Below are 15,025 nucleotides of genomic sequence, written 5' to 3' on the forward strand. Positions count from 1 at the left end.
GTCATTCCTCGTCCCAGTGAAAGGTGGTGAAGCAGCCGATCTCGGCGCGCGGGGTGCGCGCGAGATTGGCGGGGTGGTCCAGGTCGGCGTGCCCGATCGATACGCCGCAGACCACAAGTTCGTTGTCGTCGAGGCCCAGCGTGCGCCGGACCAGGTTGCCGTAGTTCGAGAACGCCGCCTGCGCGCAGGTGTGCAGGCCGAAGGCGCGCGCTGCGATCATCAGCGTCTGCACGAAGGCGCCGATGTCGATCCAGCTGCCGTGCTCCATGTCGCGGCCCATGGTGACGATCAGGCCGAGCGGCGCGCCGAAGAAGTTGTAGTTGGTACCACGGTAGGCGTGCGCCGCCTCGCGGTCGCCCCGCGCGATGCCGAGCGACTCGTACAGCAGCCAGCCGGTCTTGCGTCGGCGTTCGAGAAAGGGCGCGCGCCAGACCTTCGGGTAGTAGTGGTACTCGGGCCGGGCCTCGGCGCCGCCGTCGTGCGCTTCGAGCAGCACGCGCGAGAGCTCGCGCCGCTTCGTGCCTTGCACCACGTGCACGTTCCAAGGCTGGATATTGCTGCCGCTCGGCGCCATGCCGGCCAGCGTGAGCAACTGCTCGATGGTGGCGCGCGGCACAGGGTCGGGCCGGAAGGCCCGGATGCTGCGCCGGCTGGCGATCGCCTCCAGCGCGGCGCCGACCGGCTGGACGCCGTCGTTGCCAAGTGCCGCGGTCAGCATACGGCCCGCCGCGACTTCAGTTCGGCGATACGCGCTTCGCCGAGTCCCGCTTCGCGCAGCACTTCGTCGGTATGCTGCCCGAGCGCGGGTGCGGCGCGCGGCTGCGCGAGCGGCGAGCCGGTGTAGCAGATCGGGTAGCGGAAGCCGCGGTACCTCCCCACCGACGGGTGCCGGTACTCGCCGACGTGGTCCTCGGCGAGCACCTGCGGGTGGTCGAACATCGCTTCGATCGGACGGGCGACGGCGCAGGGCACCTCGGGAGTGAGAAGGCGTTCCCACTCTTCGGCGCTGCGGCTGGCGAGCGCCGCGGTGAGACGGAGCGTGATCTCCTTCACCGCCGCGGAGCGCTTTCGCACGCTGTCGTAGCGCGGCTCGTCCGCGAGGTCCTCGCAGCCCACGATGCGGCAGAGCGATTGCCAGAAATGCGGCGTGGTCGCCGAGATGTAGATGTGGCCCTGCTTCGTCGGGAAGATGGTGTTGACACCGGTCGAGCGGATGTTGCGCTCGGCCTCGGCATCTTCGCGCTCGCCCCAGACGAAGCGGCCCGACTGCATGCACAGCGCCGCCGCCAGCAGGGAGGTGCCGAGCTGCTGGCCAAGACCCGTGCGTTCGCGGTGGTAGAGCGCGCCGGCCACGCCCATCGCGAGGAGCGAGGCCGCAAAGTAGTCGACGACCGAGCCGTGCACGATCTGCGGCGCCTCGCCGTCTTCGGCCTGTCCGGTGCAGATGCCGGTCATGGTCTGCAGCACCTGGTCGAAGCCGGCGCGCTCACGCATCGGTCCGGTGCTGCCGTAGCCGCTGAGGGTGGCGTAGATGAGGCGCGGATTCAATACGCTCATCTCGTCATAGCCGATGCCAAGCCGCTCGGCGACGCCGTTGCGAAAGTTGTGCACCAGCACGTCGACCTGCGCGACGAGCTGCTTCAGCAGCGCAAGGCCATCGGCGCTCTTCAGGTCGATGACGATGCTGCGCTTGCCGCGGTTGGCACCGACGAAGAGCCGACACTCGCCGTCGAGCGTCGACGGGTAATTGCGCAGGTTGTCACCGTCGGGCGGCTCCACCTTGACGACGTCGGCGCCGAGATCGGCGAGCAGCGAGCAGCCGTAGGGGCCGGCGATGTAGGCGCTGAGGTCCAGCACTCGGATGCTGGACAGTACTGGAGAAGGTGTGTCGCTCATGACAGTGGAAGAGGCGCGAAGTGGATGCACCGATTACAGGCGGCACGACCTCTCGCACATAGGCGCCGCGGCCTATCGGTGCTATAAGCAACCGTTATGAACCTGCGACGCGGCACTACGGCTCCGGGCAAGGTGGATTTGACGATGGTCCACACCCTCAAGGCCTTGTTCGATACCGGCCAGGTGTCGAAGGCCGCTGAACGCTTGGGGGTGAGCCAGCCTTCGGTGAGCCAGAACCTCAAGCGGCTGCGCGACTATTTCGGCGACCCGCTGTTCGTGCGCAGCGGCAACCGGCTCTACCCCACGCCGCGCGCGATGGCGCTGGAGCCCACGGTCGCGCGGCTGGCGCGCGACATCGGGCTGATCTCGCAGCAGCCCGAGGCTTTCGACCCCGCGACGGCCAACCGCTCCTTCATCGTGAGCTTCACCGACATCGCGGAATTCATGGTGCTGCCGCGGCTGGGATCGGACCTGCTGCGCGAGGCGCCCGGCTGCAACCTGCTGAGCGTGCGGCCGACGATCCAGCGCATGCAGGAAGCGCTGGAGCAGGGTGAAGTAGACGTCGCCGCCGGCACGCTGCACGGCACCGACGTCACGCTGCGCCAGCAGCGACTGGGCGAATACACCTTCGTCTGCCTGGTGTCGCTCCGCGGCCGCTGGGCACGCAAGCCGCTCACGCTCACGGACTACCGGGACGCGCCGCACGTCATGGTGCCTCGCACCTCGGACGCCGTCGATCCCATTGCCCAGCGGCTCGAACTGCAAGGAGTGCACCGCCGGATCGCGGTGACGGTGGCCAATCACTTTGCCGCCTGCAGCGCCGTCGAGCAGACCGACCTGCTGTTCACCGTGCCACAACATGTGGCTGGCCACTTGGCGAAGCTGTTCCATTTGCGTGTGGTCCCGCTGCCGATCGACCTCGGCACCGTGGTGACGCGGATCGTCTGGCACGAGCGGTTCCACCACGATCCGGGCAATCTCTGGCTGCGCAAGCGCGTGGAGCGCATCTACCGCGCCGTCGTACCGCAGCAGAAGACGTTGCTGGCGCAATAAGCAGCAGTTATGGGGTGCATAGGGCACGCCGTCTTGCGCGCGGGGACGCGCGTCTGCCCAATGACCGCATGCAGAACGCAATCGCACCCCTCTTCGTTCCTGGACACAAGGAACGCCTGCGCGACAAGGCGCTCACCCTGGGCCTGACGGCGCTGCTGGTCGACCTGGAAGATGCCGTCCCTGGCGCCGAGAAGGAGGCCGCACGGCGCGGCGCGCGCGCGCTGTTGGCGCAGGCGCCGGGTGTGTGCCAGGTGCGCATCAATCCCCTGCAGATCGCGCGCGGTTTTGGCACAGGCTGCGGGCGCGAGGATCTCGCGGCCGTCGTGCGATCAGGCATCGCCGGAATCGTGGCGCCCAAGATCGACACGGTGGACGCGCTGCGGGCCGTGGATGCTGCTCTGGTGGAGGCCGAGCGTTCCGCCGGCCTGGCTGCCCACAGTGTGCCGCTGGGCGTGACGATCGAGACGGCCCTCGGCAGCGCGAACGTTCATGGGATCGCCGGCGCGCGGCTCACGCGTCCCATGCGCCTTCTGTTCGGCATGGGGGATCTCACCACCGATCTCGGCGTGGACTGGACGCGAGGGGAAGAGGAAGGCGCCTTGCCGCGGGCGATGATCGCCCTCGCTTCCAGGGCTGCGATGCTAGCGAAACCGTTCGACACCGTCTTCACCGACGTGGCGGACGACGAGGGGCTGCGCGCGAGCACGCGGCGCGGCAAGTCGCTCGGCTACGGCGGCAAGGCGGCCATCCATCCGAAGCAGGTGGCCGCTATCCTGGCGGTGTACCGTCCTTCGCAGGCGGAGCAAGCCTGGGCAAGGCGCGTCGTCGAAGCCGCGACGGAACGCGCTGGGCGCGGCGACGGCGCCTTCCTGCTGGAGAACCGGATGATCGACGACCCGATCGTGGCCCGCGCGCAGGATCTGCTCGCGTTCGCGGCGCAGTTCGGCGACTGAATCAGCGCCGAACGGCGTCGGCCCTCAGGTCGGCGTGATGCCGTTCTGCGCCACGACCTTCTTCCACTTGGCAATCTCCGCCTGAAGGAAACGGTGGAATTGCGCCGGCGACTCCGAAGTTCCCGGCTCAGCGCCGGCGGCGCGCAGAGAGTCCACCACCAACGGGTCAGCACTCGCCTGGCGGATCGCGGCGTGCAGCCTTTCCCTGATCGCCGCCGGCGTGCCGACGGGCACCATCATGCCGTTCCAGGCCACCACGTCGAAGTCGGGCAGCCCCTGCTCCGCGACGGGCGGGACGGTCGGGTAGGCCGCGGCGCGATGGGCCGAACTGCAGGCGAGCACCTTCAGGCGACCTGCCTTTGCGTGGGGCAGGCAGGCTTGGCCGCTTTCCATCATCAGCGAGATGCGCCCTGCCATGAGGTCGTTGAGCGCCGCGGGCGAACCGTTGTAGGGGATGTGGTTCAGCCTCACGCCGGCCATGGCCTGCAGCATCTCCATCGCGAAATGCCCTGTGACGCCGTTCCCGCCGGAGCCGTAGTCGATGGCGCCGGGCTTCGCCTTCGCGAGCGCCAGCAGCTCCTGCACGCCGTGGGCGGGGAAGGCGGGGTGAGCCACCAAGAACAGCGGGCCGCTGACGAGCAGTCCCACTGGATCGAAGTCGACCAGCGGGTCGAACGGGAGCCTGCGGTACAGCGCCGGGTTGATGCTCAGTTGCCCGGACGTGCCGAATAGCAGCGTGTAGCCGTCGGCCCGCGCGGCCTTTACCTCCTGCGCGCCGAGCGAGCCGTTGGCACCGGGCTTGTTGTCGACGACGATCGCCTGCCCGAGCGCCTTGGCCATGGCCGCTGCGTAGTTGCGCGCCGCGAGGTCGGAGCTCTGGCCGGGCGGAAAGCCGACGACGAGTCGCAGCGGCCGTTCTGGCCAGCCTTGGGCGCGTGCGGAAGGGAAGATGGCGGCCAGGCTTGCGGCCGTGCCGAGTCGGAGAAGGTGGCGGCGTTTCATGGCGTTGCAGGTCAGTGATGCCTGCACATTAAGGACATCGTGGCCTGTCGGATAGCGATCGGCGGCTATACACAATATAGGCAAGGGTGATCTCGACGCCGAACTGCCGCGCGACGGGCTCGTCCTTCACAACGAGCGTGAGCTCCCGTGATCCGCAAAAGCCCCGCGCCTGCCACGATGGGGGCTACAGGACCAGAAAACGAAAAGGGTCTGCTGCAATTTCTGCAACAGACCCTTGTCTATATTGGTGCCGGAGAGATGAATCGAACACCCGACCTTCTCATTACGAATGAGCTGCTCTACCGACTGAGCTACACCGGCTAAGCCTGCGATTATAGCGGCTCGTGATACCCGGTCAGCCGCCCGACCTCGTTCTTCGACCCCAAGACCACAGCCACGCGCTCGTGCAGCTTGGTGGGCTCCAGGTCGAGGATGCGTTGGCGGCCGTTGGTGGCGGCGCCACCCGCCTGTTCGACCAGCCAGCTCATGGGATTGGCCTCGTACATCAGGCGCAGCTTTCCGGCCTTCTCGGGTTCGCGCTTGTCCCACGGATACAGGAAGACGCCGCCGCGCATCAGGATGCGGTGCACGTCGGCCACCATGCTGGCGATCCAGCGCATGTTGAAGTCCTTGCCGCGCGGGCCGTCTTTACCAGCCAGGCATTCGTCGATGTAGCGCTTCACCGGGGCGTCCCAGTGCCGCATGTTGCTCATGTTGACGGCGAATTCCTTGGTGTCGGCCGGGATCTGGATGTCCTCCTGGGTGAGCATGAAAGATCCTTGCTCGCGGTCCAGGGTGAACATCGCGACACCGCTGCCGACGGTCAGCACCAGGGTGGTCTGCGGGCCGTAGATGCAGTAGCCGGCCGCGACCTGCTTGCTGCCGGCCTGCAGGAAGTCCGACTCCTGAACGCCGGGCGACCCCTCGGGCTTCTTCAGCACGCTGAAGATGGTGCCGATGCTGACGTTGACGTCGATGTTGCTGGAGCCGTCCAGCGGATCGAACAGCAGCAGGTACTCGCCCTGCGGGTAGCGGTTGGGCACCACGTAGATGCTGTCCATTTCCTCGCTGGCCATGGCGGCGAGGTGGCCTCCCCATTCGTTGGCTTCGATCAGCACCTCGTTGGCAATGATGTCGAGCTTCTTCTGGACTTCGCCTTGCACGTTCTCGCTCTCGGCCGAGCCGAGCACGTTGCCCAGCGCGCCCTTGTTGACGGCCTGGCTGATGCTCTTGCAGGCACGTGCCACCACTTCGAGCAGAAGCCGCAACTGGCCAGGGATCAGGCCGTCGGCGCGCTGCTGTTCGATGAGGTAGCGGGTGAGCGAAACATTCTTGGGCATTCATTGACTCCAGGGGGAAGCTGTCGATTCGGGTGGCTTATCCAGCGAGCGCGCGGGTGACGACCTCGTGCGTGTCCTTGCTGAGATCGGGCTTGGCCGCCACGCGCATGATGGCTTCGCGTGCGGCGCTGCGGTAGGGCTCGGCCAGCTTGCTCCAGCGGTCGAGTGCGCGCGCAAGGCGTGCGGCAACTTGCGGGTTGATGGCGTCGAGCTCGATCACGCGATCGCTCCAGAACACGTAGCCGGCGGCATCGGGGCGGTGCAGCGCGCCGGGGTTGGCGTTGCAGTAGCTGAAGATCACGCTGCGCGCGCGGTTCGGGTTCTTGAGCGAGAAGTCGGGGTGCTTCATCAGCTGCTTGACCAACGGCAGGATGTCCCCGCCGCGATCGGGCGCGCCTGCCTGCAGCGAGAACCACTTGTCGATGACCAGGGCCTCGTCCTTGAAGATGGCGTGGAATCGCGCCAGCGCCTGCGCCGCCAGCGCATGGCCCGAGGACACCAGCGCCTGCAGCGCGTTGAAGCGGTCCGTCATGTTGCCGGCATCCTTGAAGCGCTGCAGTGTCCTTCCGGGCCAGACCGTGTCGCCCGTGGCGCGCGCGGCCAGGCAGAGATAGGAGAGCGCAAGGCCGGCCAGCGCGCGGCGGCCGGAGGAGCGCGGGTCGGGGCTGTAGGCGCCGGTGTCGCGTTGCTCCTCGTAAGCGTGCTCCCAATCGGCGAAGAGGCCAGCGGCGAGCTGGGCGCGCATGGCCTCGCGCACGAGATGCACGCGCTGCGGATCGACGGTCTCCAGCTGCTCGGCGATATAGGTTTCAGAAGGCAGCGTGAGCACCAGCTCCTTGAAGGCGGCGTCGAGCCCCGGGTCGCGGAGCACGCTGCGCATGGCCTCCAGGCAGGCGTCGTCGAGCGGGCTTTCTATGGCACCGACGACCGGCGCGTGGATTGCCTTGATTGCGGCGCGCAGCGCGAGGCGTTGAGCGGCCTCCCAGCGGTTGAAGGGATCGGCATCGTGGGCCATGAGAGCGAGCAGCTGGGCATCGCTGTACTCGTAGTCCAGGATCACCGGCGCGCTGAAGCCGCGGAGGATCGAAGGCACCGGCTCGGCGTCGACATGGATGAAAGTGAACTGCTCGCCGGCGCGCGTCAGCACCAGGGTTCGCGTGGGGGCGCCCGGGGCTTCCTCGCCGTCCAGCTGCAGCGGCAGCTCGCGCCCGTCCTGGTCCAAGAGGCCGATATTGACCGGGATCACGAAGGGTTCCTTGAAGGGCTGCCCCGGCGTGGGTGGGCAGCTCTGCACGAAGCTCAGGGTGTAGGTGCGCGCTGCGGCGTCGTACACGCCGTGAGCAGCCAGGCGTGGCGTGCCGGCCTGGCTGTACCAGCGCTTGAACTGCGGCAACAGGCGCGCGAGCTCCGAATCGGGGTTCGCATCGGCGATGGCCTGCGCAAAGTCGTCACAGGTCACGGCTTGGCCGTCGTGGCGCTCGAAGTACAGCGTCATGCCGCGCGCGAAGCCTTGCCGGCCCACCAACGTCTGCATCATGCGCACCACCTCGGCACCCTTTTCGTAGATGGTGACGGTGTAGAAGTTGCTGATCTCGATGTAGCTATCCGGCCGCACGGGGTGCGCCATCGGGCCCGCGTCCTCTGGGAACTGGGCGGTGCGCAGCACGCGCACGTCCTCGATGCGCTTGACGGCCCGCGCCGAGGCATCGGCGCACAGGTCCTGGCTGAACTCCTGGTCGCGAAAGACCGTGAGGCCCTCCTTGAGCGAGAGCTGGAACCAGTCGCGGCAGGTCACACGGTCGCCTGTCCAGTTGTGGAAGTACTCGTGGCCGACCACGCTCTCGATGTTGCCGTAGTCGGCGTCGGTCGCGGTAGCCTGGTTGGCCAGGACGTACTTCGTGTTGAAGATGTTCAGGCCCTTGTTCTCCATCGCGCCCATGTTGAAGTCACTGGTCGCGACGATCATGAAGCGATCGAGGTCCAGCGGCAGGCCGAAGCGAGCTTCGTCCCACATCACGGAGTTGACCAGCGAGTTCATCGCATGCTCGGTCTTGTCGAGGTCGCCGGCGCGCACGTAGACCTGCAGCAGATGCTCCTTGCCGTTGCGGGCCCTGATGCGCTGCTCGCGCGCCACGAGCTTGCCGGCCACCAGCGCGAACAGATAGCTGGGCTTTCGGAATGGATCGACCCACTTGGCAAAATGCCGGCCCTCCGGAAGTTCGCCCTGCTCGACGAGGTTGCCGTTGGACAACAGCACCGGATAGGCAGCCTTGGCGGCGCGGATGGTCACCGTGTAGCTCGCCATCACGTCGGGGCGGTCGAGAAAGTAGGTGATGCGTCGGAAGCCTTCGGCCTCGCACTGGGTGAAGAAGGTGTTCTCGCTCACGAACAACCCCATGAGCTTGGTGTTCTTGGCAGGCGCGCAGGTGGTGAAGAGCTCGAGCTCGAACGCGTCGGGCAGGTTGTCGATCACCAGCTGGTCGGCCTCGATGCGGAAGGAGGCACCCTGGCCGTCCACCAGCACGCGTGCCAGGTTCAGTTCGTCGCCATCGAGGCGCAGGGGCTCGGGCGCGAGCTCCGGGTTTCGGCGCAGGCGCATGCGGTTGAGCACGCGGGTCTTGGCCGGGTCCAGATCGAAGGTCAGGTCGACCGTGTCGATCCAGTAGGCGGGAGCGCGGTAGTCCTCGCGGCGGATCGCAACGGGTTCGGCTTGGGCATCACGCATGAGCATCGACATCGAGTGTCTCCAGGAAATTTTTTTATACGCCTTGCTTGAGCGAGGCTTCGATGAAGGCATCGAGGTCGCCGTCCAGCACCTTCTGGGTGGCCGAGATCTCGACATTGGTGCGCAGGTCCTTGATGCGGCTGTTGTCCAGCACGTAGCTGCGGATCTGGTGGCCCCAGCCGACGTCGGTCTTGCTGTCCTCCAGTTTCTGCTGCTCTTCCTGGCGCTTGCGCATCTCGTGGTCGTACAGGCGCGAGCGCAGGCGTTTCCAGGCGACGTCGCGGTTGCTGTGCTGGCTGCGTCCGTCCTGGCACTGCACCACGATGCCGGTCGGGATGTGCGTGAGTCGCACCGCCGAGTCGGTCTTGTTGATGTGCTGGCCGCCGGCGCCGCTGGCGCGGTAGGTATCCACCCGCACATCCGAGGGATTGATCTCGATCTCGATCGAATCGTCGATCTCCGGGTAGACGAAGATGCTGGCAAAGCTGGTGTGGCGCCCGCCCGAGGAATCGAAGGGCGACTTGCGCACCAGGCGGTGCACGCCGGTCTCGGTGCGCAGCAGCCCGAAGGCGTACTCGCCCTCGACCTTGATGGTGGCTCCCTTGATCCCCGCGGTGTCGCCGGGGGTCTCGTCCTCGATCTGGGTCTTGAAGCCCTTGCGCTCGGCGTACTTCAGGTACTGGCGCAGCAGCATGCTGGCCCAGTCGCAGGCCTCGGTACCGCCGGCACCGGCCTGGATGTCGATGAAGGCGTTCAGCGGGTCGGCCGGGTTGTTGAACATCCGGCGGAACTCGAGCTGCTTGATGTCTTCTTCGAGCTTGGCGGCGTCATCGGCGATGGCCTGCAGGCCATCCATGTCGCCTTCTTCCTTCGACATTTCGTAGAGCTCGGTGTTGTCCGAAAGGCCGCTGGTGAGCCGATCGAGCGTGACGACCACGTCGTCGAGCGCCTTCTTTTCACGGCCCAGCTCCTGGGCTTTCTTGGGGTCGTTCCAGACGGTGGGATCTTCGAGCGATGCGTTGACAGTCCTCAGACGTTCGGCTTTGGCATCGTAGTCAAAGATACCTCCGTAGGTCGGCCGTCCTGGCGCTCAGGTCTGCGAGGGTGGCGCCGATTTGGTTGATTTGCTCTGCATCCATGGGAAATCCTGACGGTGTTCGGGGTAAACGGGGGATTTTCTCACGGCCGTCAAGGCCCTTCGTCCGCCATGAATGACTCGATGAGTGTCGCGACTCTGGCTGGCTGGTCGTGGTGCAGCATGTGGCCCGCGTCTTCGACCCGTTCCATGCGCACATTGCGCACCGATTCCAGGCGCTCCTGGAAGTCGGCCAGGGTGTAGCGGCCCTTCCACCAGTGGCCCAGGCTGTCGTCGGAAGCCGCCACGGCCAGGACCGGCGCCTGGATGGCGGCGTAGAGCGCCAGCGCCTCGTCGACGCGGAACAGATTGGCGTTGATGATCTTGTGCGCCGGGTCGCCCAGGATCTCCCAGCGGTCGCCCGCCTCGGCCTGTGGGCGGGCCACGGACCACTGCGCGGCGAGCCAGTCGGCCTTGTCCTGCGACAGGCGCGGGTTGGTCTTCATCAGCCGCCGCGCCACTCCGTCGGGGCCGGTGTAGCTGGCGAGCGCCATCTCCCCGCGGTGCAGGCGCTTGAGCTGGTCGATCCACTTGCCGTAGCGGCCGGGCGCCTCGGCCGGCTCCAGGGGTGGCATGCCGAAGCCCTCGAGGTTGACCAGCCGGCGCACCCGCTGTGGCCGAACGCCGCCGTACTGCATCGCGATATTGCCGCCCATGCTGTGGCCGACCACGTCGACGGGCGTGTCGCCCGCGTAGTGGTCGAGCAGCCAGTCCAGGTCGGCAAGGTAGTCGGGCATCCAGTAGTTGTCCACGGCGCCACCTTCGGTGAGGCCGAAGCCGCGCCAGTCCGGGGCTATCACGTGGCGCTCCTCGGCCAACGCATCTACCACGAACTGCCAGGAGGCGGCCACGTCCATCCAGCCGTGCAGCAGGACCAGGGGAGGACGCGCCGGCGAAGGCGCACCCCAGATACGGACGTGGTAGCGCAGGTTGCGGACGGGGACGAACTCGCTACGGGAAGGTCGGAGGACTTGGTACATGGCCGATCGATGATACGGACCAGGCGCGGGCGCCGCAGTCCAGCAGCGGACAGCGGAAGCGGACCGGCGCGGCACCCGGTAGCATTCATCGCATGCAAAAAATCCAACTCGGGCAGAGCGACCTGCGCGTCACGCCGATCTGTCTTGGCACCATGACCTTCGGCGAGCAAGTGGACGAGCCCACCGCCCACGCCATCCTCGCCCGCTCGCTCGAACGCGGCGTCGACTTCATCGACACGGCCGAGATGTATGCCGTGCCCACCCGCGCCGAGACCTTCGGCGCGACCGAGACCATCATCGGGCGCTGGTTTGCCGGCAATCCGGGCGTGCGTGACAGGATCGTCCTCGCCACCAAGGTGGCCGGTCCTTCGCGCGGCATGCCGTGGGTGCGCGAGGGCAGCGGCATGACGGCGGCCGACATCGTCGCCTCCTGCGAAGGCAGCCTCCGCCGCCTGAAGACGGACGTCATCGATCTCTACCAGATCCACTGGCCCGAGCGCCATGTGCCGGCCTTCGGCAACATGTACTACGACCCGGCGCGGGAAACGTCGCGCACCTCCATCCCCGAGCAGCTCGAGGCGCTGGCTGGCCTGGTCAAGGCGGGAAAGGTGCGCGCGATCGGCTTGTCGAACGAGACGCCCTATGGCGTGCACGAGTTCGTGCGCGTCGCCGAGCAGCACGGCCTGCCGCGCGTGGCCACCGTGCAAAACGTTTACAACCTGCTGAACCGCTCGGTCGAGAACGGCCTGGACGAGACCCTGCACCGGCTCGGTGTCTCGCTGCTGGCCTATTCGCCGCTCGGCGCCGGCTTGCTGACAGGCAAGTACGATGAGAGCGGCACCACAGGGGCTCGTGCGCCGCAGGGTGCCCGCATCGCGCGCTACGAGTCTGTTCGCAAGCAGCGCTGGGGCCGTCCCGAGTCGCTCGAGGCGGCGCGCCGCTACAACGCTTTGGCTCGCGGGATCGGCATGACACCCACGCAGTTGGCGCTGGCCTTCTGCCACAGCAAATGGCAGGTGGCGAGCACCATCATCGGCGTGACCTCGCTGGACCAGCTCGACGAAAACCTCGATGCCTGCGACAAGCGGCTGCCGCCCGAGGTGCTGGCGGAGGTAGACAAGCTGCGATGGGAGATGCGCGACCCGGCGATCTGAGCACGGGCCGAAGCCGCCTGAGCCGAACGGCCGCTCAAGAGGCGAACAGCACCGCATCCGACGGCGAAGGTACTTTCAGTGAGCAAGAAATCCCACGTCAGCGAAACCCCCGCCACCCAACTGCTGCGGGCGAACGGCATCGACTTCACCGAGCATCCCTACGAATACCTGGAGCACGGCGGCGCCCAGCACAGCGCCGAGGTGCTGGGCCTGGACCCCTTCACGGTGATCAAGACGCTGGTGATGCAAGACCAGGACGCCAAGCCATTGATCGTGCTGATGCACGGCAACCGCACGGTTTCGACCAAGAACCTGGCGCGGCAGATCGGCGCCAAGTCGGTGGAGCCCTGCAAGCCCGAGGTTGCCAACCGGCACAGCGGCTACCTGGTGGGCGGCACCTCGCCTTTCGCGACGCGGCGGGAGATGCCTGTCTACATCGAGTCGACGATCCTCGAGCTGCCGAGGATCGTCATCAACGGCGGCCGGCGCGGCTACCTGGTGGGCATCGACCCGCAGGTCTGCGTCCGGTTGCTGGGCGCAAAGGCGGTGCAGTGCGCGCTGGCAGAATAGCCGGCCGGCCGGGGCGGCACATCGCCCTCTCGAACCGTCTGGAGACACCGTGAGTTCCTACCTGCCTTCGTTGATCGCGATCGTCCTGTCCTACCTGCTGGGCTCGCTGTCCTTTGCGGTCATCGTCAGCAAGGCGCTGGGCATGGCCGACCCCCGGAGCTACGGCAGCAAGAACCCTGGTGCGACCAATGTGCTGCGCTCCGGGAACAAGGGCGCGGCGCTGGCGACACTGCTGCTGGACGCCGTCAAGGGCTGGCTGCCCGTTTTCCTGATCCATCGCTTGGGCGAGCCCTACGGCATGGGGCAGGGGACCGCGGCGGTGGCGGGGCTGGCGGCCTTTCTCGGGCACCTGTACCCGGTGTTCTTCGGCTTTCAGGGAGGCAAGGGCGTCGCGACGGCGGCCGGAGCGCTGCTGGGCATCGAGTGGCTGCTGGGGCTGGCCACCGGGACGACCTGGCTGATCATCGCCGTCTTCTTCCGCTATTCCTCGCTGGCCTCGATCGTGGCGGCCTTCTTTGCGCCTGCCTATTACCTGATCGGCGGTGGCATCGCCTGGCCGCTCTCGCGCGAGGTGCTGCTCGCGCTGATCGCGATCAGCCTGCTGCTGATCTGGCGGCACCGGGAAAACATTCGACGCCTCGCCGCGGGCACGGAATCCCGGCTGGGCTCCAGGGCCAGAACACAGGAGTGATTTCGAGCATGGCAAGCATTCAGCGCTTTCACGTCGGGCCGCGGCTGTCCGAGACCGCCGTCCACAACGGCACGATCTACCTTGCGGGCCAGGTGCCCGACGACACCGCGCAGGACATCCGCGGACAGACCGCACAGGTGCTGGCAATGGTGGACCGCCTGCTGGCGGAGGCCGGCAGCGACAAGTCACGCATCCTGATGACGCAGATCTTCCTCGCGGACATTGGCGACATCACGGCAATGAACGAGGTATGGGACGCGTGGATTCCCGCCGGCAACACGCCGCCGCGCGCCACCGTGCAGGCGGCGATGGCCAATGCGGCCTACAAGATCGAGATCGTCGTCACCGCCGCCGCGGCGTAGCTTCGAAGCTCAGAATCGCTTCTCGAGGACCATCTGGTCCGAGTCGCGCCGCATCGAGAAGCGGCTGATGAAGCTGTTGCCAAGCAGCACGTAGGGCATGGGCTGCTGCGACACGATCGCTTCCACGTCGTAGACCTCGACGTCGCCGACCCGCACCGAACTCAGGCGCACCATGTACCCCTGCGCGGTGCCGTTCGCGGTGTTCATGCGCACCGGCCGCCCCTTGCTGAAATCGAGCCCGATGCGCTGCGCGTCCGCCGCCGAGAGGGCGACGGTCGTGGCGCCGGTATCGAGCATGAAATTGACGCTGCGCCCGTTGATTGCGCCCTGTGTCATGAAGTGCCCGCCACTCGAAGCCGGCAGCACGATGCGCGTGCCACCGCCACCTCCCAAGACGCCGCCGCCGATGCTGACCGGCTGGTCCATGCGCAGCGCCACGCGCTTGCCGCCGGCCTCCACCACGGCCTGCTCGGGCGTCATCGACAGCAGCTTCACGCCCTGGAAGGTCTCGCCCACGGCCACGGTCTTGGGCGCGCTGCCGTCGACCATCAGAATGGCACGGCTGCCGATGGTGCCGGTGAGCGTCACGGATTGGGCGCACGCGAAGCCACATGCCGCTGCCAGCAGCATCGGAATGAGGAGAGCCTTCATCAAGGGCTCAATCGCGGAAGTTGTTGAAGGAAAGCGGCATATCGGGCACGTCCTTCTTGATCAGCGCCATCGCGGCCTGCAAGTCGTCGCGCTTGGCGCCAGTCACCCTTACTGCGTCGCCCTGGATCGCGGCCTGCACCTTCAGCTTGCTGTCCTTGATCAGGCGTTGGATCTTCTTGGCGGTCTCGCTCTGGATGCCGTTCTTGACCTTGATCACCTGCTTGACCTTGTCGCCGCCGATCTTCTGGACATCGCCCTTGTCGAGGAAGCGTACGTCCACGCTGCGCTTCGTGAGCTTGTTGCGCAGGATGTCTTCCACCTGCACGAGCTGGAATTCGGCATCCCCGACGAGCGTGATTTCCTTGTCCTTGAGCTCGACCGAGGCCGCGGTTCCCTTGAAGTCGAATCGCGTGCCGATCTCCTTGGCCGTGTTCTCGACGGCATTCTTGACCTCGGGCAGGTTGGGTTCGCAGACGGTATCGAAAGACGGCATGGACTCTCCTCTGAATCACA

General features: G+C 66.7%; 15 protein-coding genes and 1 tRNA gene. 6 read left to right on the forward strand and 10 right to left on the reverse strand.

Going from position 1 to position 15,025, the window contains the following annotated elements; genetic code table 11:
* Nucleotide 1: 1 nt before the first annotated feature.
* Nucleotides 2–718: a nitroreductase gene (locus E5CHR_RS09835; RefSeq protein WP_162579510.1), complete on the reverse strand. Its 717-nt coding sequence runs from the start codon at nucleotides 716–718 to the stop codon at nucleotides 2–4.
* A complete protein-coding gene (locus tag E5CHR_RS09840) occupies nucleotides 712–1,896 on the reverse strand; it encodes a CaiB/BaiF CoA transferase family protein (protein ID WP_162579511.1) in 1,185 nt (394 codons plus the stop codon). The genes E5CHR_RS09835 and E5CHR_RS09840 overlap by 7 nt, the downstream gene beginning before the upstream one ends.
* Before the next feature lie 96 nt (nucleotides 1,897–1,992).
* Between E5CHR_RS09840 and E5CHR_RS09845 the strand changes: the two genes are divergently transcribed.
* The gene (locus E5CHR_RS09845; protein WP_162579512.1) at nucleotides 1,993–2,949 is read left to right on the forward strand and encodes a LysR family transcriptional regulator; all 957 of its coding nucleotides are present in this window, start codon (nucleotides 1,993–1,995) and stop codon (nucleotides 2,947–2,949) included.
* A 68-nt stretch (nucleotides 2,950–3,017) separates the two neighbouring features.
* A complete protein-coding gene (locus E5CHR_RS09850) occupies nucleotides 3,018–3,902 on the forward strand; it encodes an HpcH/HpaI aldolase/citrate lyase family protein (RefSeq protein ID WP_162579513.1) in 885 nt (294 codons plus the stop codon).
* Between the two features lie 24 nt (nucleotides 3,903–3,926).
* Here E5CHR_RS09850 and E5CHR_RS09855 read toward each other — a convergent pair whose 3' ends face one another.
* From E5CHR_RS09855 to E5CHR_RS09880, 6 genes are all read right to left on the reverse strand, one after another.
* Nucleotides 3,927–4,904, reverse strand: a complete 978-nt coding sequence (locus E5CHR_RS09855) for a Bug family tripartite tricarboxylate transporter substrate binding protein (RefSeq protein ID WP_162579514.1) — start codon at nucleotides 4,902–4,904, stop codon at nucleotides 3,927–3,929.
* A 245-nt stretch (nucleotides 4,905–5,149) separates the two neighbouring features.
* Nucleotides 5,150–5,225, reverse strand: a tRNA-Thr gene (locus E5CHR_RS09860).
* An 11-nt stretch (nucleotides 5,226–5,236) separates the two neighbouring features.
* Nucleotides 5,237–6,244 (reverse strand): class 1 fructose-bisphosphatase, encoded by a 1,008-nt coding sequence (locus E5CHR_RS09865; RefSeq protein WP_162579515.1) that lies wholly within the window; start codon nucleotides 6,242–6,244, stop codon nucleotides 5,237–5,239.
* 37 nt (nucleotides 6,245–6,281) lie between these two features.
* Nucleotides 6,282–8,975, reverse strand: a complete 2,694-nt coding sequence (gene pepN / locus E5CHR_RS09870; protein WP_162583655.1) for an aminopeptidase N — start codon at nucleotides 8,973–8,975, stop codon at nucleotides 6,282–6,284.
* A gap of 28 nt (nucleotides 8,976–9,003) precedes the next feature.
* A protein-coding gene (gene prfB / locus E5CHR_RS09875) for a peptide chain release factor 2 (protein WP_162579516.1) occupies nucleotides 9,004–10,108 on the reverse strand; the annotation gives its coding sequence in 2 pieces (ribosomal slippage) (nucleotides 9,004–10,026 and nucleotides 10,028–10,108; 1,104 coding nt in all).
* Nucleotides 10,109–10,157: 49 nt separating this feature from the next.
* Complete coding sequence (locus E5CHR_RS09880; RefSeq protein ID WP_162579517.1) at nucleotides 10,158–11,084, reverse strand: alpha/beta fold hydrolase; 927 nt, start codon at nucleotides 11,082–11,084, stop codon at nucleotides 10,158–10,160.
* Nucleotides 11,085–11,176: 92 nt separating this feature from the next.
* Between E5CHR_RS09880 and E5CHR_RS09885 the strand changes: the two genes are divergently transcribed.
* The 4 genes from E5CHR_RS09885 (at nucleotide 11,177) to E5CHR_RS09900 (ending at nucleotide 13,861) form a co-directional block, all read left to right on the forward strand.
* Nucleotides 11,177–12,238 carry an aldo/keto reductase gene (locus tag E5CHR_RS09885; RefSeq protein WP_162579518.1) on the forward strand — a complete coding sequence of 354 codons (1,062 nt, stop codon included), beginning with the start codon at nucleotides 11,177–11,179 and terminating at the stop codon, nucleotides 12,236–12,238.
* A gap of 78 nt (nucleotides 12,239–12,316) precedes the next feature.
* Complete coding sequence (locus E5CHR_RS09890) at nucleotides 12,317–12,808, forward strand: aminoacyl-tRNA deacylase (protein WP_162579519.1); 492 nt, start codon at nucleotides 12,317–12,319, stop codon at nucleotides 12,806–12,808.
* A 49-nt stretch (nucleotides 12,809–12,857) separates the two neighbouring features.
* On the forward strand, nucleotides 12,858–13,499 hold the full coding sequence (gene plsY, locus E5CHR_RS09895; RefSeq protein ID WP_162579520.1) for a glycerol-3-phosphate 1-O-acyltransferase PlsY: 642 nt from the start codon (nucleotides 12,858–12,860) through the stop codon (nucleotides 13,497–13,499).
* An 8-nt stretch (nucleotides 13,500–13,507) separates the two neighbouring features.
* Nucleotides 13,508–13,861, forward strand: a complete 354-nt coding sequence (locus tag E5CHR_RS09900; protein ID WP_162579521.1) for a RidA family protein — start codon at nucleotides 13,508–13,510, stop codon at nucleotides 13,859–13,861.
* A gap of 9 nt (nucleotides 13,862–13,870) precedes the next feature.
* Here E5CHR_RS09900 and E5CHR_RS09905 read toward each other — a convergent pair whose 3' ends face one another.
* Together E5CHR_RS09905 and E5CHR_RS09910 are read right to left on the reverse strand one after the other, a co-directional pair.
* Nucleotides 13,871–14,512, reverse strand: coding sequence for a retropepsin-like aspartic protease family protein (locus E5CHR_RS09905; RefSeq protein ID WP_162579522.1), 642 nt, complete (start codon nucleotides 14,510–14,512; stop codon nucleotides 13,871–13,873).
* 7 nt (nucleotides 14,513–14,519) lie between these two features.
* Nucleotides 14,520–15,005, reverse strand: a complete 486-nt coding sequence (locus E5CHR_RS09910) for a YajQ family cyclic di-GMP-binding protein (RefSeq protein WP_162579523.1) — start codon at nucleotides 15,003–15,005, stop codon at nucleotides 14,520–14,522.
* Nucleotides 15,006–15,025: the final 20 nt, after the last annotated feature.

This window comes from Variovorax sp. PBS-H4, assembly GCF_901827205.1.
GTDB lineage: Bacteria > Pseudomonadota > Gammaproteobacteria > Burkholderiales > Burkholderiaceae_C > Variovorax.